This window comes from Cohnella phaseoli, assembly GCF_003386235.1.
In the GTDB taxonomy this organism is placed as follows: domain Bacteria; phylum Bacillota; class Bacilli; order Paenibacillales; family Paenibacillaceae; genus Cohnella; species Cohnella phaseoli.
Map to the genome: position 1 here is coordinate 199,522 of NZ_QRDZ01000012.1, position 24,410 is coordinate 223,931.

At 59.3% G+C, this 24,410-nt stretch carries 15 protein-coding genes; 13 read left to right on the forward strand and 2 right to left on the reverse strand.

The window, feature by feature from the left end:
- Positions 1-10 precede the first annotated feature (10 nt).
- Together DFP98_RS16590 and DFP98_RS16595 are read left to right on the forward strand one after the other, a co-directional pair.
- Complete coding sequence (locus tag DFP98_RS16590) at positions 11-877, forward strand: sugar phosphate isomerase/epimerase family protein (RefSeq protein WP_116061722.1); 867 nt, start codon at positions 11-13, stop codon at positions 875-877.
- On the forward strand, positions 874-2,664 hold the full coding sequence (locus DFP98_RS16595) for an L-fucose isomerase (protein WP_116061723.1): 1,791 nt from the start codon (positions 874-876) through the stop codon (positions 2,662-2,664). The genes DFP98_RS16590 and DFP98_RS16595 overlap by 4 nt, the downstream gene beginning before the upstream one ends.
- A gap of 121 nt (positions 2,665-2,785) precedes the next feature.
- Here the strand turns inward: DFP98_RS16595 and DFP98_RS16600 are convergent, their stop codons facing one another.
- Complete coding sequence (locus DFP98_RS16600; RefSeq protein ID WP_116061724.1) at positions 2,786-4,408, reverse strand: hypothetical protein; 1,623 nt, start codon at positions 4,406-4,408, stop codon at positions 2,786-2,788.
- Positions 4,409-5,205: 797 nt separating this feature from the next.
- Positions 5,206-6,285: a LacI family DNA-binding transcriptional regulator gene (locus tag DFP98_RS16605; RefSeq protein ID WP_116061725.1), complete on the reverse strand. Its 1,080-nt coding sequence runs from the start codon at positions 6,283-6,285 to the stop codon at positions 5,206-5,208.
- A gap of 294 nt (positions 6,286-6,579) precedes the next feature.
- On the opposite strand from DFP98_RS16605, the gene DFP98_RS16610 reads away from it, so the two are divergent.
- From DFP98_RS16610 to DFP98_RS16660, 11 genes are all read left to right on the forward strand, one after another.
- Complete coding sequence (locus DFP98_RS16610; RefSeq protein ID WP_116061726.1) at positions 6,580-8,010, forward strand: L-fucose/L-arabinose isomerase family protein; 1,431 nt, start codon at positions 6,580-6,582, stop codon at positions 8,008-8,010.
- Between the two features lie 2 nt (positions 8,011-8,012).
- Entirely contained in the window at positions 8,013-8,873 is an 861-nt protein-coding gene (locus DFP98_RS16615; RefSeq protein ID WP_116061727.1) for a transketolase, read from the forward strand.
- Entirely contained in the window at positions 8,866-9,825 is a 960-nt protein-coding gene (locus DFP98_RS16620) for a transketolase family protein (RefSeq protein ID WP_116061728.1), read from the forward strand. The genes DFP98_RS16615 and DFP98_RS16620 overlap by 8 nt, the downstream gene beginning before the upstream one ends.
- Positions 9,822-11,327 (forward strand): FGGY family carbohydrate kinase, encoded by a 1,506-nt coding sequence (locus tag DFP98_RS16625; RefSeq protein ID WP_116061729.1) that lies wholly within the window; start codon positions 9,822-9,824, stop codon positions 11,325-11,327. Before DFP98_RS16620 ends, DFP98_RS16625 begins: the two co-directional genes overlap by 4 nt.
- 73 nt (positions 11,328-11,400) lie before the next feature.
- On the forward strand, positions 11,401-14,052 hold the full coding sequence (locus tag DFP98_RS16630) for an alpha-L-rhamnosidase (protein ID WP_116061730.1): 2,652 nt from the start codon (positions 11,401-11,403) through the stop codon (positions 14,050-14,052).
- A gap of 31 nt (positions 14,053-14,083) precedes the next feature.
- Entirely contained in the window at positions 14,084-15,808 is a 1,725-nt protein-coding gene (locus tag DFP98_RS16635) for a glycoside hydrolase family protein (protein WP_116061731.1), read from the forward strand.
- Between the two features lie 21 nt (positions 15,809-15,829).
- Positions 15,830-16,546, forward strand: coding sequence for an aspartate/glutamate racemase family protein (locus DFP98_RS16640; RefSeq protein WP_116061732.1), 717 nt, complete (start codon positions 15,830-15,832; stop codon positions 16,544-16,546).
- Between the two features lie 46 nt (positions 16,547-16,592).
- A complete protein-coding gene (locus DFP98_RS16645; protein WP_116061733.1) occupies positions 16,593-17,852 on the forward strand; it encodes a ribulose-bisphosphate carboxylase large subunit family protein in 1,260 nt (419 codons plus the stop codon).
- Positions 17,853-17,857: 5 nt separating this feature from the next.
- Positions 17,858-19,255, forward strand: a complete 1,398-nt coding sequence (locus tag DFP98_RS16650) for a four-carbon acid sugar kinase family protein (protein ID WP_116061734.1) — start codon at positions 17,858-17,860, stop codon at positions 19,253-19,255.
- Positions 19,256-19,274: 19 nt separating this feature from the next.
- The gene (locus tag DFP98_RS16655) at positions 19,275-22,484 is read left to right on the forward strand and encodes a glycoside hydrolase family 2 TIM barrel-domain containing protein (protein ID WP_116061735.1); all 3,210 of its coding nucleotides are present in this window, start codon (positions 19,275-19,277) and stop codon (positions 22,482-22,484) included.
- A gap of 77 nt (positions 22,485-22,561) precedes the next feature.
- Positions 22,562-24,385, forward strand: coding sequence for a cache domain-containing sensor histidine kinase (locus DFP98_RS16660; protein ID WP_116061736.1), 1,824 nt, complete (start codon positions 22,562-22,564; stop codon positions 24,383-24,385).
- The last annotated feature ends 25 nt before the right edge of the window (positions 24,386-24,410 follow it).

A 24,410-nucleotide genomic window follows, 5' to 3' on the forward strand; every position in this document is an offset into this window, starting at 1 on the left:
GGTTCCGTTCATGAAGCTTGGGATTCATGCCTACGCTTGGTGCTCGCAATGGAGCAACAGCACCCTGCATCTGATCGATCGGGTGAAGGAACTGGGGCTCGATTTTATTGAAATTCCGTTGATGAAGCTGGACACGTTCGATGCCACGGCCGTGCGTTCCAGATTAAACGACGCCGGACTCGACGCAGTGACGTCCACGGTGCTGCTGGAAGGTACCGACATCACGAGCGAAGAACCGGCAATTCGGCGCAAGGGCGTGGAATACTTGAAAGCTTGCGTTCAGGCGACAGCGGAAATCGGCAAAACGAATCTGTCCGGCGTCGTCTATTCCCAGCATGTCAAATCGGGGAAGGCAAGGCCCGCGGAAGCGGAGTGGGAGTATTCGGCGGAAGCCTTGCGGGAGGTTGCGCGATATGCGCAGTCCTTCGGCGTGCAGATCGGATTGGAGCCGGTCAACCGCTACGAATCAAATTTGGTGAATACTTGCGGGCAGGCGCTGAAGCTGAAAGAGAGGATCGGAGAATCGAACGTTAAAATCCATCTCGACTCTTATCATATGAACATTGAAGAAAAGAGCTTCTATGACGCGGTCAAAACTGCCGGAGACCAATTGAACCACTTCCATCTGTGCGAGAACGACCGCGGGATTCCAGGCACCGGATTGGTGAACTGGGACGAGCTGTTCCGCGCGTTGGGCGAAATGAATTACCAAGGGTATGCGGCGCTCGAATCCTTCGTTGACGTGACGGACAATATGAACACTTGGGTGTGGAGGCAGTTGGCGCCAGACGGGAATACACTCGTCAAGGAAGGCGTCCGCTTCATTCGGGAAATGATGCGCAAGCACGGCCTTTCGGACGGGAGGGGTTCCCAATGACTAGCTCTTCGCATCGATACGGGGCAGGTTTTCCGAAGATCGGCATTCGTCCAATCATTGATCGTCGCAGGCTGGTCAAAGCCGCACTCAAGGACATGACACTGGAATTGGCCGCCGGGGTAGCGGAATTGTTGTCACGACATTTGCGTTATCCGGACGGGTCGCCGGTCCAATGCGTGGTCAACGATACTTGCATCTCCGGCGTCAAGGAAGCGGCGCAATGCTCCAATTATTTCGCTCAGCAAGGCGTCGGCGTCATCGTCTCGGTGGCCTCCGGCTGGTGTTATCCGTTGGAAACGATTGAGACGAATGCGCAGCTGCCCCATGCCATCTGGGGCTTCAACGGCACGGAGCGGCCCGGTGCCGTCTATCTGGCTGCGCTGCATGCCGCCCATAATCAGAAAGGATTACCCGCATTCAAGATCTACGGACGGAACGTCCAGGATCTGGACGATGCTTCCATCCCGTCGGATGTGCAGGAGAAGCTGCTGCAGTTCGCAAGGGCCGGCCTGGTTCTTGCGCTTCTGAAGGGGAAGACGTATTTGTCGATCGGCTCGGTGTCGATGGGCATTGCGGGTTGCATCGTGAACGAGACTTTCTTCCAACGGTATCTCGGGATGAGAAACGCCTACGTCGATATGACGGAGGTGACAAGACGCATCGAGTACGGCATATTCGACGGTGAGGAGTTCGATCGGGCCATGGCCTGGGTCCGAGAGCATTGCCGGGAAGGAGAAGATCCGAATCCCTTAAAGGCGCAGCTTGACCCGAACAGGAAGAAGGCCGATTGGGAGACGTCGGTCAAGATGGCTTTGATCGTGCGCGATCTGATGGTCGGCAACCCGAAATTGGCAGATCGGGGATATGAGGAAGAGGCCTACGGCTACAATGCGATCGCTTCCGGTTTTCAGGGACAACGGGAATGGACCGATCATTATCCGAGTGCCGATTTCCTTGAAGCGATCCTGAACTCCTCATTCGATTGGAACGGAATTCGTGAACCCTATACGGTAGCGACGGAGAACGATAATTTAAATGCGGTCACAATGCTGATGGGTCATCTGCTGACGAACGCGGCGCAAATTTTCGCAGATGTGCGCACCTACTGGAGCCCGGAGGCCGTGAAGCGGGTGACGGGTTACGAATTGACGGGACCGGCCTCGGACGGCATTTTGCATTTAATCAACTCCGGTCCGGCAGCGCTCGACGGGACCGGGGAGCAACAGCGGGAGGGAATGCCCGTTATGAAGCCGCATTGGGAGATCGGCGCTGAGGAAGCGGAGCGATGCTTGAACGCCACTTCCTGGCGTCCGACTTATCGGGATCAATTTGCCGGAGGCGGTTATTCTTCCGATTATTTGACGCGCGGCAACATGCCGGTGACGATGGCGCGTATTAATCTGGTGGAGGGACTCGGTCCCGTGCTGCAGCTCGCGGAAGGGTATACGCTTGATCTACCTCCGGAAGTGCATGAGAAGCTGGACAGCCGGACGACGCCGACGTGGCCGACAACCTGGTTCGCGCCAAGGCTGATTCCGGGCGATCCGGTGTTTGACGAAGTCTACACTGTCATGGAGAACTGGGGCTCCAATCATTGCGCGGTCAGCTATGGACATATCGGCGGGGAGCTCATCACGTTGGCCAGCCTGCTGCGCATTCCGGTCAATATGCATAACGTTCCCGCCAAGAAGCTTTTTCGTCCGAGCGCGTGGGGAGCCTTCGGCACGAAGGACGCAGAAAGCGCGGATTTCCGCGCTTGTGCGGCTTTTGGCCCATTGTACGGCTAAGCTCTAGAGTTAACCCTTGATAAGGTGATTTAAGGAACGTATGTGGCAATCTTCAGGAGTTACATGCACTTTTTTCTTGATCGATTATCTGTACGACCTCACTGATGGGGCAGCCGAAAACTTATTCAATTTCAATATGAAGCGAGAAGCCTCTCTCGTCAGCGGGGGAGATGCGGACAGTGTGCTCGCCGAAGCGCTGCCGCCACAGCTTGTCGGAGCCGAGATAAGGAGCGGCTAGCTCTCGCGCGTCTTCGCCGAGCAGGCTATCTACCGGCAACCAGCAACCGCCTCCGTTCCATCGCTGCGGGCGCCGCAGCTCTTCGGGCAGCAGCCAACTGCCGGCAATGACGGCCGCGCCTTGTTCGGCGAGCCTGCGGCAAGCCGCCAACGTATCGTCGCTGATGTAACTGCCGGCTAGCAGAATCAGCTCAGGCTCGCCGATCGCTTCAGCCGTCGCATAGGCGTCGAAGGCCAGAACGCTGTTCGCCGGCTGGAACAACGGATGGATCGGCTCGCCGTATTTCTCTTCATGCACGCCTTCCCTCAGCGGATACTCCGCCGGCGGCTCGCTGAACTGCAGCGCATGGCGCGGGAAGCTGTAGCCGGGAATATGCAGACAACTGCCATGGGCGGGGACGGCTCCTTGCGTCGCCAAATGCCAGGCGTGAAAGATCGACTGGCTGTGCTCGGGCATAGGAAGCTCTCGAATGCCGAACGGCCGCTCGTTCTGCCCGTAATTGCTGTCGTCCGAGTGAACGATCGCGACAGTCGCTCGCGCTTGCCGATGATTGTAAGGCAGCGGATGGGCAGGCACATACTCTCTCACGAACCGCAGCCACTCCTCCCCGAAAACGGTCGATTCTAGCTTTCTTCCTTCACCCGTAAGAAGCAGTCCGTCTATATTTTCCACGAACAGATGAGACGGTCCCATATGGTAACCCAGCCGCAAAGCGGAAGCAAACTCGGTCGGCGAATGTCCGGGAAAGCCGGAGAGGCGAGTCGGCCACGCCCCTACGTCCGGTCCCCACAGGTCGGCGCAAATCCAGAGCGCTCGGTCGTATTGCTTCGCCGCTCCAAGCGCCGTGCCGAGCTGGAGCGGATGGAACGATTCCTTCATAATTTTCGGCGCCGGGGTCATGCCGGCTCTCGCCTGGGCATGGAACAGCGTAGGGAAAACCTGTTCCGATAGAACCGGCTGCTTACTTTCCAAGGCTGCTTTTAGCGGCACTAGCCCCTCTTGAACCTTCTCTACGAATTGCCCATGCGCTTCCTGCAGGCTGTCCGCCTGCAGCTTGCCCCAGTGCGGGAACCATTCGTTCTTGCGGTATTGTGCCGCGTTGATCTGCAGATGCTCGGGCTCGTCGAGCAGCAGCGCTTCCAGCAGCCCGCTGTCTGCTAGCGTCCGCAGTGCCTCCGGGGGGATGTCGTAACGATTGGCGCCTTCGCTCCACGGACCGTTGATATTGCCGTATTCGTTGCCGACGACTAGACGAAGGCCGAATTTCCGGCAGTCCTCGATCAGTGCGGGCAGCTCCTGCAAATCCGGAAACAGGTGGTGGACGTAAAATTCGGCCCCCAGCTCCTTCAGTAACGCCATATACGACTCCGGCGCAACGTCGGGCTCCTGCGGCGGAATCATTCTGCCGGTTCCGGTCCGCATCAGCCGACCGGAGCCGGCGCGATTCCACGGATCGTTCCAGCCGAGCACCGGCCCCTGGATGCCGAGCTTAGGTTGAACGTTCATCGAATCTCCTCCATCAATCAATATAGGGGAATCGTACCATAGCGATTGCGAGGATTCCTGCTCAAACGGGCGGCATTTTAGGAAGGTTTGTCCGGGCGGTGGAGCTTTAGGCGGAGTTTTAGGCTGGGCTTCGGGTTTCGAGCCTCGAGTTTCGGGTTTTGAGCCTCGGGATTCGAGCTTGGGTTTAGAGTTTCGAGCTTCGAGCTTCGAGCTTCGGGTTTCGAGCTTGAGTTTCGAGTTTCGGGTTTCGAGCCTCGGGATTCGAGCTTGGGTTTAGAGTTTCGAGCTTCGGGTTTCGAGCCTCGGGACTCGAGTTTGGGTTTCGAGCTTCGGGTTTCGAGCTTGGGTTTTGAACTTCGAGTTTCGAGCTTCAAGTTTCGATCCTCGGGATTCGAGCTTCAAGTTTCGAGTTTCAATCTTCGGGAAAGCTCGCGTTAAACGCATAGAAAAAAGCTCGCAGCCCTAGGTGTAAAGGGATTCGAGCTTTTTTAAGCGGTTCAGCAAGGTATGAAAGAGACTCTCTTTTTTAGACAGGTGACGTATTTAGTTTGAAGAATATGGGTTTTGTATGATTAACCGTACAAATGCCGCGATTTTGTTGGGCGCTGCGTCTATTTTGTAGGATTGATCGTACAAAATACGGCATTGGAGCGGTCGGGGCGGCAGATTTGTATGATTAATCGTACAAGTTGGTCTCAAATAGACGAAGAGGGCCGAATTCTTTTGAGCGGAAATTCGAAATTTCGAAATTTCATATCGTGTTGGAAAGCGGCGACGAACGGCCTGCCAGATCGCGCTCAACCGGGCTTCGAGCCTGAGCTGCCAACCCCGACAGCGGCGGTCGGAGCGCAGGTAGACAGCCTAGCGACGAAACGGGTGTCCACTCGGGTTTTGCTGCGGGCATTGGAGCCGTGTTCGGCGGGATCGGTCAACAGATCGACGGCCAGTCGGGCCATCTTCTCCTTCTCGACATGGATCGTCGTCAGCTCCGGAGTCACGATCACGGACTCGTTGATGTTGTCGAAGCCGATGACGGAAATGTCCTCGGGAACGCGATAGCCAAGTTCGGTCAACGTCTTCATTGCGCTGATGGCGATATAATCGCACTCGCAGAAAAGCGCCGTAGGCAGCTTGCCCTCGGCGTGAAGGCAGCCCTCAAGCTGTTGGCGCATCGAGTCCTGCGACGACAACAACGTCGGCGCGACCGAGAACGTCCGGCTTGGCGCGACCTCTAAGCCCTTCTCCCGAAGCGCGGCGGCAAAGCCCGCTTTGCGTTCCTCGAAGTTATGAATTCGCACGTTGGAAGCGACGTAGCCGATATCCTTGTGGCCGATGTCGCACAGATGCGCACCCGCTTGATAGGCGCCCATTGCATTATTGATTTCGACGAAGTGAATCGGCAGCGTATCGTAGCAAGTGTCGAGCACGACGAGCTGCGGCAGCTTGTCCGCGACGAAGGCGATCTGTTCCCGACTCAAATTGGTGCCGAGCAGGATGACTCCGCTGTTGCGGTGATCGTCGGCAACGGCGCGGATGCTCTGATCGAAATGCTCCATATCTACGGATGAAAAAACGACGGAATATCCTTTGGAGCGGCAGCGCTCCTCGACGAAATGAATCAGTTCCCGGAAAAAGGGCTGCTGATAATATTCCTCCGATATAATCCCCAGATTGGTGATAACGAGAAATACGAGCTGTTTCGAGCTTTTCTCCTGTACCGTTGCGGTGACGCGGGGCTTGGCGTTATAGCCCATTTCCCGGGCAATGCGCAAAATGCGTTCCCGCGTCTCGTTCCCGATGCCGGGCTTGCCGCTGAACGCCAAAGAGACGGCGGATTTGGACACTTGCGCGATTTTAGCGATATCTTCCATTCTCATCGGATTTTCTCCGTTCTATCAACTGAATGTATAGCTTGCGTCATTAAGTTTAGTTTACTACTAATCTTTCCACTTGCGCAACAGAATAAACTTAACAACTTAATTTGTTTAGTTATATCAGCTAAACTACAGCTAAAAATCGAGTTGACGGTCTATTTTAGGGATGATACGATAGGGTAAAGCGCTAAACTAACTAAATTGTTTATTTCGAATTAGTTTAGTTGTTATCTGAATGTTTAGTTCTGCTGACGATGACAAACGGAAAACGCTACTAACGGAGAAGAGAGGCTGAACATGAAAAAGCTGAAACTGGGATACGCGCCGACTCGCAGGTTTACGTTCAGCGCGGAGGATGCCTTCAAGTACAAGGTGCAGATCCGCAACAAAATGGACTCATTCGGAATGGATATCGATATCGTCGATCTGGAAGGATTGAACGAAGAAGGACTGCTGTACGACGACCGGATCGGAGCGGAGCAGATTGCCGAGCATTTGCAGAGGGAGAAGGTCGACGCCGTATTTTTTCCACATTGCAACTTCGGTACGGAGGACACGGTGGCGCGGGTCGCCAAGGCGATCGGCAAGCCGGTGCTGCTGTGGGGACCGCGCGACGAAGCGCCGCTCGAGAACGGAATGCGTCTGCGCGACACTCAGTGCGGACTGTTCGCGACCGGCAAGGTGCTGCGCCGTTTCGGGATGCCTTTCACCTATGTGACGAACAGCCGTCTGGACGATCCGGTTTTCGAACGCGGCTTCAAAAACTTCGTGGCGGCCGCCAATGTCGTGCGCCATTTCCGCAGCCTGCGGATTTTGCAGATCGGACCTCGCCCGACCTCTTTCTGGACGATGATGTGCAACGAAGGCGAGCTGCTGGAGCGCTTCGGCATCGAGCTGCATCCGATTACGCTGGTGGACATTACGAACGCGGCGAAGAAGGTCGAGAAATCGGGCGGCCCCGAGCTGACGGAAGCAATCGCATACATTCGCGATAAGCTGGACATCGCCGAAGTGACCGAGGACGACGTCAAACGGGTGGCCGCGCTCAAGGTAGCGATGAAGAAGCTGGCGGTCGATTCCGGCAGCACCGCCATCGCGATTCAATGCTGGTCCGCGCTGCAGGATGCGATCGGCATTATGCCATGCCTGGCTAACGCGATTCTGACCGACGAGCAAATTCCGGTCACCTGCGAGACCGATATTCACGGAGCGATTACATCCGTTATGGTTCAGGCGGCGGCGATGAACGAGGCGCCGACCTTTTTCGCCGATATTACGGTCCGTCACCCGGAGAACGACAATGGGGAGCTGCTGTTCCACTGCGGGAACTTTCCCGTGTCGCTCAGCGTGGAAAACAAGCCGAAAATGCGCAAGCACTTCTTGTTCGACGATCACTCGCCGGGCACGCACGAGGGCGAGATTCGCGGCGGCAGCATGACGCTGGCTCGCTTTGACGGCGACAATGGCGAATACCAGTTGTTCCTCGGCAAGGCGAAGGGGATTGCGGGACCCTATACGCGCGGCTCATATGTATGGGTAGAGGTGAACGATTGGCCGCTGTGGGAGGAGAAGCTGGTGAAGGGGCCGTACGTGCATCATTCCGTAGGCATCCACGCCAACGTTATTCCGGCGCTATATGAAGCTTGTCAGTATATTCCGGGGCTCACGCCGGACCCGGTCGACCCGACAGAAGAGCAGATTCGCGCTTGGCTGAGAGGAAGTGTGTAACGATGGCGACTGTACTGGAGCTGAAACGCAAATCGCTGCAAATCCGCAAGGAGCTGCTGACGATGATCCATGGAGCGAAGGGCGGCCATACCGGCGGCTCGCTCAGCAACGCGGACATTCTGACGGCGCTTTATTACGAGGTGATGAAGCACGACCCGCACCATCCGAAGCTGCCTGATCGCGACCGCTTCGTGGCGAGCAAGGGGCATTGCGTAGAATCGCTATGGTGCATTCTTGCCGATCTCGGTTATTTTCCGCAGGAGGAGCTGGCCACGTTCAGTCAGTTCGGCACAAGGCTGATCGGACATCCGAATAATAAAGTTCCCGGCATTGAGATGAACACCGGAGCGCTCGGCCACGGCCTCGCCGTATCGGTCGGCATGGCGCTGGCCGCCAAGCGAGATGGCAAATCCTATCGCGTATTTTGCCTGATGGGCGACGGCGAACAGGCCGAAGGCTCGATCTGGGAAGCGGCGATGGCGGGAGCCCATTACAAGCTCGATAATCTCGTCGGCATCATCGACCGCAACCGGCTGCAGATTAGCGGCAGCACGGAAGACGTCATGGCGTTGGAGCCGCTGGATCGCAAATGGGAGGCGTTCGGCTGGCATGTCGTCACCGTGGACGGACACGATTACGACGAACTGTTGAAGGCGCTTCGCGGCTCTCCGGAGGCGGACGGCAAACCGACGCTGGTGTTGGCGAATACGATCAAGGGCAAGGGCGTTTCTTTTGCGGAAAACAAACCGGAATGGCATCACCATGTCCCGAGCGACGATCAGTTGAAGCAGGCGCACGAGGAGCTCGACGCTGCGCTGGCCGCGCTTGAAGGCGAAGAGGAAAGGAGCGGGACTCATGCCTAATACGATTCCGAACCGCCAGGCGATGTGCGAGGCGCTGCTCGAATTGGCCGAGAGCGATCGCGATATTATGGTGCTGGCGAGCGATTCGCGCGGCTCGGCGGCCATGGCGCCGTTTGCCAAGCGCTACCCCGAGCAGTTTGTGGAGACCGGCATTGCGGAACAAAATATTGTCGGCATTGCGGCGGGGCTGGCGCATAGCGGCAAGACGCCGTTCGTGACTTCCCCGGCATGCTTCCTGAGCATGCGAAGCATCGAACAAATCAAGGTGGATGTCGCTTATTCGGGTACTAACGTGAAGCTGGTCGGGATTAGCGGCGGCATCTCCTACGGCGCGCTCGGCATGTCCCATCACTCCGTGCAGGACATCGCCGTAACGAGGGCCATCCCCGGGTTGGCCGTCGTACTTCCGGCCGATCGCCACGAGACGAAGAAGATGACGAAGGCGATCGCCGAATACGAAGGCGGGGTCTACGTGCGGATCGGCCGGAACCCGGTCGAGGACGTGTACGAGGAGAACGACGACCGCGAGTTCGTTCTTGGCAAAGCCGTCCGTCTGAAGGACGGCACCGATCTGACGCTGATCGCGGCAGGCGAGACGGTGCGGGTAGCGCTGGATGCGGCTGAGCTGCTGGCGCAGGACGGCATTCGGGCTCGCGTGCTGAATATGCATACGATCAAGCCGCTCGACGAGGAGGCGATCGTCGCCGCAGCCGAAGAGACGGGGGCGATCATTACCCTTGAGGAGCACAGCGTATTCGGCGGGCTTGGAGCCGCCGTCGCCGAAGTGACGGCGCAGCATTGTCCCGTTCCTCTGCGGATTCTAGGCATTCCCGACGAGCCCGCAATCGCCGGCAAGACGGCCGAAGTGTTCCGCCATTATGGGATTTCTGCGGAGCACGTCAAGGAGCTGGCCGAACAATTGCTGAAGCGGACCGGTGTACAGGCGAAATGAGCGGCTTGGATCGCTATCTGCTCACCGTAGATCAAAGCACGGCCGGCACGAAAGCCGTACTGACCGATCGGGAGGGACGCATCCGGCACCGCTGCTCGCTGGGACATCGCCAAATTTATCCGCAGGACGGCTGGGTGGAACATGATCCGCTAGAGCTGTATGATAACGTTAAAGGCGTCATTCGCGGCGTGATGGAGCAGGCGGGCATCGGACCAAACGAGGTCGCGGCCCTGACGATTACGAATCAACGCGAGACGGCGCTGCTCTGGGATCGCGAGACCGGGCTGCCCGTCGGCAATGCAATCGTCTGGCAATGCCGCCGTTCTGCCGGCTGGTGCGAACGGATGAAGCGGGAAGGGCTGGAGCCGCTCGTCGCCTCCAAAACCGGACTTCCGCTCGATCCTTATTTCTCGGCAGGCAAGTGGCGCTGGCTGCTGGATCACGCCGCTGGCGGCATCCCGGCCGAGCGACTGGCCGCAGGCACGGTCGACAGCTGGCTGATCTGGAAGCTGACGGGCGGCAGCGTACATGCAACCGATTACACCAATGCCAGCCGGACGCAATTGTTCAACATTCATACGCTGATGTGGGACGAGGAATTGGCGGAGAGGTTCGGCATTCCGCTGTCCATGCTTCCCGAAGCGAGAGATAGCAATTCCCTGTACGGCATGACGGACGAGCCGGAGCTGTTTCCGGTTCCGAAGCCGATTGCGGGCGTCATCGGAGACTCGCAGGCGGCGCTGTTCGGACAGCAGTGCACCTTGCCGGGCATGGCCAAGGGCACGTACGGCACGGGAACGTCTGTGCTGATGTATGCGGGCGACAAGCCGGTACAAGCCAATCAGGGATTGGTTGCGGCGATTGCCTGGAGCATCGACGGCAAAGCGGAGTATGCGCTGGAAGGCGTCATCCGTTCTACCGGCGACTGCTTGAACTGGGTGCGCAACGAGCTTGGCTTGTTCTCCGATTATTCCGAGCTGGAGACGGCCGTCGCCGAGATTGCCGATACGGGCGGCGTATATCTCGTCCCGGCTTTCGTCGGGCTCGGCGCGCCGCACTGGAACGCTCGCGCTCGTGCGGCCGTCATCGGCCTGAACCGCTCGTCGGATCGGCGCCATCTGCTGCGCGCCGCGCTGGAGAGCATCGCTTTCCAGGTCGCGGACGCGGTTCGGCTGCTGTCGGCGGAGACCGGCGAGCCGCTGCGCGAGCTGCGCGTCGATGGAGGCGCAACCGCCAATGAGCTGCTGATGCGCTTCCAGGCCGACTTGCTGGATGCGGAGGTCGTCCGTTCCGATGCGGCCGAGCTGTCTGCGCTAGGCTCCGCTTATATGGGCGGGCTCGCCCTCGGATGGTGGGATCGGGAGAAGCTGTTTTCTTTTTACCGCAAGGTTAAGGTTTATTCGCCGAATATGGCTAAGGATACGCGAGAGCGACTGATTCGAGGCTGGCAGGCCGCCGTGAAAGCAGTGCTCGTCGCCGAAGAAACGTCGCGAGACGATTAAGCTGCGGACGTCGGCCGACTGTGGAAGCCGGCGTGCCGCCAACACCAATACAGGAACACGGAGGAATCGCCAAATGTCACTGCGCGTCGTCCACTTAAAAACAGAATATGTCGTAAATCCGCTTGGACTCGACGAGAAAAAGCCAAGGCTGTTCTGGCGTCTGGATTCGACGGAACGGGGAGCCGCGCAGAGCGCCTATCGCGTGCTCGTCGCTTCCTCGAGGGAGGCGCTGGATCGCCATGAAGGAGATCAGTGGGATTCTGGCAAAGTCGCGTCCTCAAGTCAGATCCAGATCGAATACGACGGCAAGCCGCTTGTTTCCGAAGGCTGCTATTATTGGAAGGTGCAAGTATGGGACGGCGCAGATCGGCCGTCCGACTGGAGCGAAACGGCATTCTGGACGATGGGGCTGCTCGACCGCGGCGAATGGAAAGCCGGCTGGATCGGCCGCAAGACGGAAGCTAACGTTCAGATGCAGCCTTCACCGTACGTTCGCAAATCTTTTGCCGTCGAAGGCAAGATTCAGAGAGCGACCGCTTACGCGACGGCGCTCGGACTGTACGAGCTGCGCGTGAACGGGGAGAAGGTCGGCGATCTGTTCGCGCCGGGCTTTACCGATTACGACAAGCGGGTGCAGGTGCAAACCTACGACGTGACTCGTCTTCTGACGGAAGGGGATAACGCGGTCGGCGCGGTGCTGGGCGACGGCTGGTATTGCGGAACCGTCGGGTTTCTGGGCGATAAGGTGTACGGGGAGCGCCCGTTTTTCCTCCTGCAGATCCACATCGAGTTGGCAGACGGCACGAAGCGCATCGTTGCGACCGATTCGTCCTGGCGGACGAACCGCGGTCCGCTGCAATACTCCGATATGATTAAGGGAGAAGCGTACGACGCCCGTCTTGAGCTGGACGGCTGGGATCGGCCGGGCTTCGACGATTCGGGCTGGGAGCAGCCGGACGTTCGGCCCGGCTACAACGGATTGCTGACTGCCTCGATCGAGCCGCCGGTGCGGATTACCGAGACGTTAAAGCCGATCTCCGTTCGTCGCACGGAATCCGGCTCGTACATTTACGATATGGGGCAAAACATGGTCGGCTGGACGGAAGTGAAGGTTCGCGGGGAACGCGGGCGGAAGGTGACGCTGAGCCATGCGGAGATGCTGAACCCGGACGGCTCGCTGTACCTGGACAACCTGCGCGTCGCCGTGCAGCAGGATCATTACGTTCTGAAAGGAGAAGGCGAGGAGAGCTACGAGCCTCGTTTCACTTTCCACGGCTTCCGCTATGTAGAGCTGATCGGCTATCCGGGCGAAGCGGATCTGGAGACGATCGTCGGCAAGGTCATTCACTCCGACACGCCTCGCACGGGCCGGCTGCAGACGAACGACGAAATGGTCAACAAGCTCTACTCGAACATCGTCTGGGGTCAACGAGGCAACTTCCTGTCCGTACCGACAGACTGCCCGCAGCGCGACGAGCGGCTCGGCTGGACAGGAGACGCGCAGATTTTTGCCAGAACGGCTTCCTATAACATGGACGTCTCCCGCTTTTTCACCAAATTTATGTGGGATATGATCGACGCTCAGCAGCCGTCCGGCGCCTTCACGGACGTTGCTCCGGATGCAGGCTGGATTCGTCACAAAATGTGGAGCACTCGCCTGAACTGGTTCGCGCCGGACAATGCCGGATGGGGCGACGCGGGCGTTGTCATTCCCTGGACGTTGTACCTGATGTACGGGGATACGCGCATTCTGGACACGCACTACGAAGCGATGGTTCGCTGGGTCGAGTATTTGAAGGCGAATACGAACGAACTCGTGCGTCCGGACTACGCCAACTACGGCGATTGGCTGTCGATCGACGCGGATACGCCTAAAGAAGTGCTGGCCACCGCCTATTTCGCTTACAGCACCAAGCTGCTGTCGCGTATTGCCGGCGTGCTGGGCCGAACGGAAGACGAAGCGCATTACGACGCACTGTTCCGGGATATCGCCGCCGCCTTCCGCCGCGCCTTCGTGGACGAAGAAGGACGCATCCACGGCGAGACGCAGACCGTATACGTGCTCGCGCTGCAATTCGAGCTGCTGGAAGGCCGCGTTCGCGAGCTGGCGATCGCCCGTCTCGTCGATAACATCCGCGCTCGGGGCAACCGGCTGTCGACCGGCTTCCTCGGCGTCGGCTATCTGCTGCCTTCGCTGACGGACAACGGACAGCTCGACGTGGCGTATACGCTGTTGACTCAGGAGGCGTTCCCGAGCTGGATGTATTCGATCAAGCACGGCGCGACGACCATCTGGGAGCGTTGGGACGGCTGGACCGAGCATAACGGCTTCCAGACGCCGTCGATGAACTCGTTTAACCACTATTCGCTCGGCTCTGTCGGCGAGTGGATGTTCCGCTACATGGCGGGCCTCGAAGCCGATCCGGCGCAGCCCGGCTTCCGCCGCGCGATTGTCCGGCCGCTTCCGGGCGGACGGCTTACCGAGGCGAAGGCGGAGTACGAGTCGCTGTACGGTGTTCTGTCGACCGACTGGAAGCTGTCCCCTGACGGCCGCTTCCGCTTGAACGTCCGCGTGCCGGCAGGCGCGACGGCAGCCGTCTTCGTACCCGGAGCGGACGTCCGCATGGATGGCCAGCCTGTATCGGGTGCCGGAATGTCGCTCGCAATCGAGATCGGCTCGGGCGAGTACGTATTCGAAAGCCATATTTCTTCTACAGGCGTTTAACGGCAATAGATAAAAAGAGGAGCGATGAAGCATGGCAAAACGACTGATTCCCGATACGCTGATGCTGGAGGAAAGAGGCGGGCACGCCCTGAACGCGATGACAGGTATGTCCGATCCCGATTTTCACGGCTATCCCTTTTTCGCGGCGAACCTGATGACCGAGCCGGCCAACCTGACGCACGGAGACTGGGATTTCGGATCCTCTCACGGCCGCATGATCGACGGCATGATTTTGGCCCGCCTTATGTCGGGAGAGACGCTGGGCGAGGAGATCGAGGCCAAGTACCGCGAAAATTTGATGACCTTCTTCAAGGAAGACGGACTTAGCTACAGGCAGCACAATCCGAACTTCGACTGGGAGCAGAACGCCAACTTGATCGATCAGCGGGCCGTCATTTTGTCGCTGACGACCTGGTACATGACGACGGGCGATCCGAAGGTCAAGGAGGCGGCTGATCGTCATGTCGCCGCGCTGAAGCGGATCGCGATCAAGGAGCGCGAGGTTTGGTACTACCCGGCGTCGGAATACATGGAGGGCGGATGGCCGTCGAAGAACGCCGCTTTGCTTCGCCTTGCGCCCGACCCGGCCGCGTTCTGCGGACGGCTCGTCATGCCGCTGCTCAAGTATTACGAGGTAACCGGCAACAAGGACGCCTTCGAGCTGTGCCGTTTCTTCACCGCACTGATCGTCGAGCGCAGCGGCGTGTTTAACGAGGACGGCAGCTTTAACGACGGTTTAGCATACCGGAGCGGCCACTTTCATACGCGTCTTGGCACGCTGGACGCCATCGCTCGCTTCGGCGCTTTCACGGGCGACGCCAAACTGATCGCCTGGGTGGAGAAGAGCTATGCTTGGGCGCTGACCAAATGTACCGCGTTCGGATGGACTCCGGGAGATCTGAAGGAACAGGCGTACGAGCACGAAACCTGCTCCCTTGTCGATCTGATCGCGACGGGAATTACGCTGGCGAAAAACGGCTACACGAAATATTGGGGAACGGTCGAACGTTTCCTCCGCAATCATCTGGCGGAATCGCAGCTGCTCGATCTGGATTGGGTGAAGGAGACGGCCGACAAGTCGGGCAACGTCCCGGGCCATATCAGCTATACGGACGTCGCCAAGCGCACTCGCGGGTCGTTCGCCGGTTATTCCGCTCCGAACGATTTCTGCTGCGACGTCAATCATGGGCGCGGCCATACGAACGATCTGCAAATTTGTTGCCTAGGCTCCGGCACTCGCGGCCTGTACATGGGCTGGAGCAATACGATCACGGAGAAAAACGGCAGCGTAAGCGTCAACTTCCTGCTCAACCGCGGCTCCGTCTGGCTGGATGTGGACAGCTATTTGCCGCATGAAGGAAAAGTGGTGCTGCACGTTCGCCGCGACATTTCGGAGCTGCGCATCCGCATCCCGGAATGGGCCGGTTATACGAAGGTGAGAATCGTCCGCGAGCGCGGCGACGACGTTACGGAAGGCCGCGGCATGGACCCGAGCAGTTGGGTACAGGAGCATTTCCTGCTGCTGGGCGAGGCTTGCGAGGGAGAAAAGATTACGGTGACGTTCCCGCTGGATACGCGCACGACCGTCGAGACGGCGATCGGGCAGACGTTCCTGACGCAATGGCGCGGAGACGACGTCGTCGGCATTTCCCCGGAAGGACGTTATCATCCGTTCTACAGCGGACGCCAGGTGTTCGATACCGCGCCGATGCGCGAAGGCGAATACCAGCGGCCGAGCAATGAAATCGTATGGTAATGCCTAAGGAGGAATAGGACGATGAAAACTGTCGTTGCCGTATATACCGGCCAAGGGCTGGCCGATCCGCTGAAGGCGGTATTTCGCGAAGTGCTGCCGGACGTGCGGCTGGTGAACATCATTGACGACTCCCTGATCGGGGATGTCGTCCAGGCGGGGCATATTCCGCCGGGCGTGGCGCGCCGCCTCGTGCAATATTTTCATCACGGCGAGGAGCTGGGCGCGGACGTCATTCTGAATACGTGCTCGTCGGTCGGCGAGGTCGCCGAGGAAGCGCGCAAGCTCATCGGCGTTCCGATCGTCAAGATCGACGACGCGATGGCGGCCAAGGCGGCCGCGGCCTACGACCGGGTCGCGGTGCTGGCTACGCTGCCGTCGACGCTTCAGCCGACGATGCGTCTGATCGAAGCCAAAGCGGCCGAACTGGGACGCGACGTCAAGCTCGTTAACGGCCTGGCGGAGGGCGCGTTCGAGGCGCTGACCGGCGGCAGGCCGGAGGAGCATGATCGAATCCTGCTTGAGACGGCGCTGCGCGTCGCGAAGGACGCAGATGCGATCGTATTGGCGCAGGGCTCGATGGCTAGGATGGAGAAGGCTTTGGCCGAAGAGACGGGTAAGCCGGTGCTATCCAGCCCGCGGCTTGGCGTTGAGCAAGTAAGGGAGACGCTGGAGAAGCTGAGCCGGGGCGAACCGATTGAGCGGCCTAGCTTCGGCGGGGCGACGCAGGTTTGCGGCTGAGCCGTTAGGCAAGCCGGAAGCGCGGAACTTGAAAGGGGAACGAAAGATGAGCGAGGAACGCGTGAAGGCGGTCTACTTGGCGGAAACGCCTTATTCGCTGGAGAGGGTAGCGCAGATCATTGCCGGGGAACAGTCGACCGGTACGTTCACGGCGGTTCCCGGCGAGACGGATGCGCTGAAGGAGCGGCATGCCGCCAGAGTGGAAGCGATCGAGGCGCTGGAGGAGGCTGACGCCCCCTCCTTGCCCGGCTCGAAGCTGCCGCAGGGACATGACGGCAAGTATCGGCGGGGCTATATTACGGTATCGTTTCCGCTGCACAATTTTGGGCCGTCGATCCCGAACCTGATGTCGGCGGTGGCGGGCAATTTGTACGAGCTGCAAGAGCTGTCCGGCCTAAGGCTCGTCGATCTCGAGCTGCCGGCATCGTTCGCCGGGCGTTACCCGGGGCCGAAGTTCGGCATCGAGGGCACGAGAAAGCTGGCGGGCGTCTACGGGCGGCCGGTTCTCGGCACGATCGTGAAGCCGAGCATCGGGCTGTCGCCGGAGGAGCTGGGCAAGCTGGTGTACGACCTGGCTTTGGCCGGAATGGATTTTATCAAGGACGACGAGTTGAACGCCAATCCGCCCTATTTTCCGTTGGAGCTAAAGGTGAAGACGGTAATGGAGGCCGTGGAGCGGGCTGCCGACGTTACCGGACGCAAGCTGATGTACGCGTTCAACATTACCGGAGATATCGATGAGCTCAAAGCCAATCACGACTTGGTCGTCCGCTCGGGCGGAACTTGCGTCATGGTCAGCATTTTGAGCGTCGGACTAGCCGGGCTGGCGTATTTGAACAGCTTTAGCGAGGTGCCGATCCACGGCCATCGCAACCAGTGGGGCATGCTGACGCGAGCGCCGCTGCTTGGCTTCGAATTTACCGCTTACCAGAAGCTGTGCCGGTTGGCCGGGGCGGATCAGCTGCACGTCAACGGCCTAAACAGCAAGTTTTACGAAAGCAACGAATCGGTGCTGCGTTCGATTAAAGCGTGCACGACGCCGCTGCTCGGCAGCTATGAGGCGATGCCGGTCGTATCGTCGGCGCAATGGGCGGGAACGGCTCCGGCAACCTACGAGGCAACGGGAAGCGTCGACGTCATGCATCTGGCGGGCGGCGGCATGCTCGCGCACCCGGACGGCCCGACCGCAGGCTTCGAGAGTATGAAGCTTGGCTGGGAAGCGGCGGTTCAGGGCATTCCGCTGAGCGAATACGCGCTTAGTCATCCGATTCTGCAGCGCGCCATCGACAAATACGGAAAGGGCTGACGCGGATGAACGCGAACGAAACGGCTCGCTCGTCTGCGGCAAGCAGACGGCCGATCTGCTACTACGGCGACGACTTTACCGGATCGACGGACGTGCTGGAGGCGTTGTTCCGCTCCGGCATGAAGCCGGTGCTGTTTCTGGAGCCGCCGACCGGGGACCAGTTGGAGGGACGCTTTGCCCAAGCGGACGCTTTCGGCGTGGCGGGCGTAGGCCGCTCGATGACGCCGGACGAGATGGAGCGCGAATTGCGGCCGATCTTCGAGACGCTGAAGGGCGCCGGCGCCGCAATCGTGCATTATAAAATTTGCTCGACGTTCGACTCGTCCCCGAATACGGGCAGCATCGGCAAAGCGGCGGAAATCGGCCGCGAGGTGTTCGGCGGCCGCTATATTCCGCTGCTGGTCGGCGTGCCTTACTTGGGTCGCTACACGCTGTTCGGCCATCACTTCGCCGCGGCGGGAGAGAACGTATTCCGGCTCGATCGCCATCCGACGATGTCGCGCCATCCGGTGACGCCGATGGACGAAGCGGATTTGCGTCTTCATCTGTCCAAGCAAACGACGCTTCGCACATCTTTGATGGATATAACGGCGCTGGACGGCGCAATTGAGGCCGTTCGTTCGCGGATGGAAGCGCTGCTGCATGCAGAAACGCCGGATATCGTTCTGTTCGACGCCTTCGACGAGCAGCGGCTGCAGACGGCGGGAAAGCTGATGCTGGAGGAAGCGGAGCGTGCGGGGCCGCTGTTCGTCGTCGGCTCGTCGGGCGTTGAGTACGCGCTCGGCGCATGCCTGAAGGAGACCGGCTCGGCTGCCGGCGCTTCGGCGGAGACGGCCGTTAGCCCGGTTGACCGGCTGCTGGTTGTCTCCGGGAGCTGTTCGCCAGTGACGGAACGGCAGATCGCGGAGGCGCTCGACGCCGGCTTTGCCGGAATACGCGTGCCTGTGCACGAATTGATTCGCCCCGAGCTGGCCGATGAGGCGAAAAGACGGCTGCTTGCGGAAGCGGAGGAGCAGCTGCGGTCCGGGCGGAGCGTCGTGCTGTATTCGGCCTCCGGGCCCGCCGATCCGAGCATCGCGGAGCTGCGTCGGGCGCTTGAGGCCCAAGGGTTGCGAGCGGAAGACAGCAGCCGGGTGCTCGGAAGCGAGCTTGGCGCTCTAACGCGGACGATTGTCGCGCAGACGGGACTGTCCCGCGTGCTGATCGCCGGCGGAGATACGTCGGGCTACGTCGCGCGGCAGCTGGGCATCTATGCGCTCGAATGCGTGTCCGCGCTCGCTCCGGGAGCGCCGCTCTGCCGGGCGTTCTCGAACGACACGACGCTCGACGGGCTGGAGCTTGTGCTTAAGGGCGGCCAGGTCGGAGGAGAGCGGTTTTTCGAAAGAGTGCTTCAGGGGCAATAAAAAGACGGAGGAAACAGAGATGCAGGAATTGCGACTTGAGCAGGAACGGGAAGCTGCGCCGGATTGGATGAATCTCGACGTGCTGGGGAGGAATACCGAGCCTCCCCATGCTTATCTGATCCCTTATGAGAGCCGCGAGTCGGCTATGAAGGAGGCGCGCGAAGCGTCCCCTTTTTTTCATTTGTTGAACGGAATTTGGAAGTTTCGTTACAGCGAATCTCCGGATCAGGCTCCCTTAAAGTTCGAGGAGCCGGCTTATGCCGACAGGGACTGGGACGAACTGCCCGTGCCGGGCAATTGGCAGCTGCACGGATACGGGCGGCCGCACTACAGCAGCTGTCCGTATCCGTTTCCGGTCGATCCGCCTAATGTGCCGTTTGACAACCCGACCGGGTGCTATCGGACCGTTTTCCGCGTGGACGAGGCATGGGACGGCCGCAGCGTCCGCCTTGTTTTCGAAGGGGTCGACTCTGCGTTTCATGTCTGGGTTAACGGCGATCTGGTCGGATATAGCCAGGGAAGCCATATGGCTTCCGAGTTCGACATCACGGATCGGCTCGTTTCGGGCGAAAATGTGCTGGCGGTCAAGGTGTATCAGTGGTCGGACGGGAGCTATCTCGAAAGTCAGGACAAGTGGCGGCTCAGCGGGATTTTCCGGGATGTGTATTTGCTGGCATCTGCTCCGATTACGCTTCGGGACGCAAAGGTTGTCACCGAGGTGGACGAGAGCGGCGGCGACGCCAATTTGCGTTTGACGCTGGCCGTCGCGAACGCAACGCGATCGGAGCAGCCGGCGTGCGAGTTGCGGATCGAGCTGCTGGATGCGGAGGGTCGAACGGTGCTGGATCGCTGCGAGACGGTGGCTCCGCTTCCGGGAGAGGAGCTTAAGGTGACGCTGAACGAGGAGCTGGAACGTCCGAAGCTGTGGACGGCGGAAACGCCTCATTTGTACACGCTGCTGTTTACGGTGACGAATCCGGACGGACGAGCGGCGGAGGTGAAGCGGATCGCCGTCGGCTTCCGTCAGGTTCGGATTGCGGACGGCAAGCTATTGGTTAACGGGCGACCAATCATCGTCAAGGGTGTCAACCGCAACGAGTTCGATCCTTGGCGCGGCTTCTCCGTGACCTACGAAGCGATGAAGCGGGACGTTGAGCTGATGAAGCGGCACAATATCAATACGGTTCGGCTGTCCCATTATCCGAACGATCCGAGATTTTTGGAGCTGTGCGACAGCTATGGGCTGTATGTGATCGACGAGGCGGATTTGGAGACGCACGGCTTCGCTTTTACCGGCGAACGCGTCAATCAGGAGACGCCGGGCTTTGCCAAAGGGGCGGCGGAAAGCTATCTGTCCAAGCATCCCGGCTGGACGGAGGCGTATATCGACCGGGCGAGACGGATGGTGGAGCGCGATCGCAATTTCCCGTCGATTATCGTCTGGTCGCTTGGCAACGAATCGGGCTACGGCGCGAATCACGATGCGATGGCCGCCTGGGTTCGTGAAGCCGATCCGACTCGTCCGGTTCATTACGAGCGGGCGTATGACGCGCCGGTCGTCGATATCGTCAGCACGATGTATCCGTCCGTAGATATGCTGATCGCCGAAGCGAACAAGCCGGATGATCGCCCTTATCTGATGGTCGAATACGGCCATGCGATGGGGAATTCCGTCGGCAATTTGCAGGAATATTGGGATGCGGTCTACCGGTATCCGCGTCTGCTCGGCGGTCTGATCTGGGAATGGGCCGATCTGGCGATCGGGCAGCGGACCGAGGACGGAGAGCCCTATTATTTGTACGGCGGCGACTTCGGGGATGAGCCGCACAGCGGCAACTTCTGTCTCGACGGTCTGCTGTTCCCGGACGGAACGCCCAAAGCCTCGTTGCTGGAGTACAAGAAGGTGCTCGAACCGGTCAAAACGGAACTTTGGAACGCCTCCACCTCCGAATGGACGGTCCGCAATCGCTTCGACTTCCTTTCCCTCGCCTATTTGCAAGGAGAGTGGGAGCTGAAGCGGGACGGCGCAACGATAGCGAGCGGCGAGCTGCCCGCGCTGTCCGCCGGACCGGGAGAGACGGAGACGGTGCAGATCCCGCTTCCGGAAGATTGGCTGTCTGCGTTCGCCGTCGAGCGTAAGAGCGAATTGGGAGAGCGTGTGCTCGAAGCCGGAGAATACTGGGTGCATGCCCGGTTCGTGCTAAGTGAGAGTTCGCCTTGGGCGGAACAGGGCTTTGAGACGGCCTGGGCGGACCTGCCTCTGCTTGTCGTGCCGAAAGCTCAGACGGAGCGGGGGGCTGCGACCGTGGCTGCAATTGCGAAACCTGCCGCTGAAAGAAAGCTGCGTGTCGAGGAGATCGACGGGCAGGTCCGCGTTCAAGGAGACGGCTTTGTTTTGGCATTCTGCGAGCGGACGGGGCAGGTTGAGGAATGGCTGGTCGAAGGCGTTCCGCTGCTGAGCTCGGGACCGAAGCTGAATTTCTGGCGCGCTCCGCTCGACAATGACGTCCGTATGGCGCAGGAATGGACCAAGGCCGGGTATCACCGACTTGCGGCCCATGTTCGCGACGTAGCGTTCGACCGCTCAGACGAATCCCGGCTTTCCGTTACGGTTAACTCGATCATCGGCGCAAAAGGCGAAAGCATCGCATTCGAGGCGCGAACGACAGCGTCGGTTAGCGCCGACGGCGGGCTTCGGCTGGAAGCATGCATCGTGCCGAGAGAGAGGCTGCTGCCGCTCCCTCCGCTGCCGCGCTTTGGCTTCGAGCTGACGATGCCGGCCGGCTTCGAGCGGATGGACTGGTTCGGCAGGGGGCCGCATGAGTGCTACGCCGACCGCAAGGAAAGCGGCAAGCTCGGCATCCACGGCGGTACGGTGCAGGAGCAGTTCGTGCCCTACATCAAGCCGCAGGAGAACGGCAACAAAGCCGATGTCCGCTGGGCCTCGTTGACGAACGCCTCGGGTCTCGGTCTCCGCTTTGAGGCCGTCGGCAATCATCATTTTAATGCCAGCGCGCATCATTACACGACCGAGGATTTGACCCGGACGAGTCATGTTCATCGGCTGACTAGGTTAAGCGAGACGATCGTGAAGCTGGACGCGGCCCAAAGCGGCATCGGCAACCACAGCTGCGGTTATGCGCCAACGCTTGAGTCCTACTTGCTGCGCCCCGCTCGGCCGCTCTCCTTCGCGCTGGACATTCGTCCGTGCGGGAGTCCGAAGCGTTAATGGCGTTCCGGCCCGGATCGGATTATAATTTGTAAGCACACGCAGACTACAGAAATGCGACGGGGAGGGAAAGGAAGATGAAAGCAGGCGGAAAGTCGGTTGTCGGCAAAATTCGCGACTTCTTTTCCCGAATCCGCACGGTTTTGTTGTTCAGCTATTTTGTTCTCATTCTACTATCCATTCTTATCGTCGGAACGATCTCCTTTTACATTTCCTCCTCCACCATCAAGGGAAGGGTCGAGTCGGCCAACGTGCAGCTGGTGCGGCAAATCGCCAACAACATGGACAACGATTTTCGCAGTAAACGCAATTTGCTGCTCGCTCCTTACTACGATCAGGAATATATCGACGGCATCAACGCCTACCCGGAGATGAGCGAGCAGAACCAGTTTTTGTTCCGGCAGAAGCTGGAGAACCTGTATCTGAAGAGCTTTAACGCTACGCCGATTCGCGGCTTTATCCGGTTTCAGATTTATTATCGCACCGGGGAGCTGTTGGCCGCTTCAGGCGATTATAAGCCTTGGACTCCCGTTCAAGTGCGCAACTCCGAGTGGTTCCTGCGCACGGTGGCCAAGGACGGGGAAGTGTTCTTCAACGGTCCAAGCTCGGGCGACGGCACGACCGACACCGACGAGACGGCGTACTCCTCGTCTATTCTCATTCGCGATTTTTCCAGCCCGGAGCGTTTTATCGTTGTACGCGTCGAATACGGCGATCATCTGTTTCGCGCGATCGGCCGCAATGACGACTTGTCCGCCGGCAGCCGGATTCTGATCCTGGACGGGCAGAATGTGTCTGTCTATGATTCGGCGGGAGCGGTCGACAAGAAACCGGAGACACAGTTGCTGAACCGCCTGATCGGAGCCGAAGGAAAATTCTGGACGGATGGGGAGGACGACGAGCAATTCGTATCGTATATCTCTTCCGAATCGACCGGCTGGAAAGTGGTCATTTCGACCCCGCGCCAGGACATTCTGGGTCCCATCGACAAGATCAAGACGATCGTCATTGCGACGGCTCTCGGCGCCTTTGCGCTGACGTTTATTCTGTCCGTCCTGTTCGGGCGGTGGATGACGCAGCCGATCCTGACGCTGTACAAGCATGTCAATCGGATCAAGCGCGGGGATTTCTCCGAGCGGGTCGAGCTGAAGCGGGGCGATGAGATCGGGCTGATCGCCTCCAATATCAACGCGATGCAAGATGAACTGCGCCACCTGATCGAGAACACGTACGTCAACCGGATCAAGCTGCGGGAAGTGGAGCTGGCGATGCTGTATTCGCAGATCAATCCGCATTTTCTGTACAATACGCTCGACATCATCCGGGCAATGGCGGACTATCACCGCGCGCCGGAAATCGGGGAGATCGCCCATGCGCTGGCGGATATGTTCCGCTACAATACGCGCAACCGCGACGAGATCGTCACGCTGCAGGAGGAGCTGGATCAGATCGAGGCGTACATGAAAATCCAGAGCATCCGATTCGACGACAAAATCGCCTACGAAGTAGACGTGGACGAGAGTCTGTACAATTACCCGGTGTTGAAAATGACGCTGCAGCCGCTAGTCGAAAACGCCGTTTTCCACGGGCTGGAGCGCAAGCGGGGCAAGGGGACGATCCGCATTGCCGCGTGGAAGGAGGAGGGACATTTCGTTCTGACCGTATCCGACGACGGCGTCGGCATGTCCGAGCAGCATCTCGGGGACCTGCGGACGAAGCTGAAGCAGTCCCTGCACAGCGAGGAGACGGTATCGGTCGCCGATGGAGGCATTGGCGTCCGCAACGTCTACTCCCGTTACGCCATTCATTTCGGGGAGCGGCAGAGCTTCGATATCGACAGCCGGAAGGGAGCCGGAACGCAAATCAAGCTTACGCTGCCGCTTGACGACTTCGAAAAGTAAGATTATTCAACAAAACGAGTCGAAT

What these genes read in the sequence shown, in the direction of transcription:
- DFP98_RS16590 (WP_116061722.1), top strand. Translation starts at nt 11, where the DNA reads ATGAAGCTTGGGATTCATGCCTACGCTTGGTGCTCGCAATGGAGCAAC.
- DFP98_RS16595 (WP_116061723.1), top strand. Translation starts at nt 874, where the DNA reads ATGACTAGCTCTTCGCATCGATACGGGGCAGGTTTTCCGAAGATCGGC.
- DFP98_RS16600 (WP_116061724.1), bottom strand. Translation starts at nt 4,408, where the DNA reads ATGAACGTTCAACCTAAGCTCGGCATCCAGGGGCCGGTGCTCGGCTGG.
- DFP98_RS16605 (WP_116061725.1), bottom strand. Translation starts at nt 6,285, where the DNA reads ATGAGAATGGAAGATATCGCTAAAATCGCGCAAGTGTCCAAATCCGCC.
- DFP98_RS16610 (WP_116061726.1), top strand. Translation starts at nt 6,580, where the DNA reads ATGAAAAAGCTGAAACTGGGATACGCGCCGACTCGCAGGTTTACGTTC.
- DFP98_RS16615 (WP_116061727.1), top strand. Translation starts at nt 8,013, where the DNA reads ATGGCGACTGTACTGGAGCTGAAACGCAAATCGCTGCAAATCCGCAAG.
- DFP98_RS16620 (WP_116061728.1), top strand. Translation starts at nt 8,866, where the DNA reads ATGCCTAATACGATTCCGAACCGCCAGGCGATGTGCGAGGCGCTGCTC.
- DFP98_RS16625 (WP_116061729.1), top strand. Translation starts at nt 9,822, where the DNA reads ATGAGCGGCTTGGATCGCTATCTGCTCACCGTAGATCAAAGCACGGCC.
- DFP98_RS16630 (WP_116061730.1), top strand. Translation starts at nt 11,401, where the DNA reads ATGTCACTGCGCGTCGTCCACTTAAAAACAGAATATGTCGTAAATCCG.
- DFP98_RS16635 (WP_116061731.1), top strand. Translation starts at nt 14,084, where the DNA reads ATGGCAAAACGACTGATTCCCGATACGCTGATGCTGGAGGAAAGAGGC.
- DFP98_RS16640 (WP_116061732.1), top strand. Translation starts at nt 15,830, where the DNA reads ATGAAAACTGTCGTTGCCGTATATACCGGCCAAGGGCTGGCCGATCCG.
- DFP98_RS16645 (WP_116061733.1), top strand. Translation starts at nt 16,593, where the DNA reads ATGAGCGAGGAACGCGTGAAGGCGGTCTACTTGGCGGAAACGCCTTAT.
- DFP98_RS16650 (WP_116061734.1), top strand. Translation starts at nt 17,858, where the DNA reads ATGAACGCGAACGAAACGGCTCGCTCGTCTGCGGCAAGCAGACGGCCG.
- DFP98_RS16655 (WP_116061735.1), top strand. Translation starts at nt 19,275, where the DNA reads ATGCAGGAATTGCGACTTGAGCAGGAACGGGAAGCTGCGCCGGATTGG.
- DFP98_RS16660 (WP_116061736.1), top strand. Translation starts at nt 22,562, where the DNA reads ATGAAAGCAGGCGGAAAGTCGGTTGTCGGCAAAATTCGCGACTTCTTT.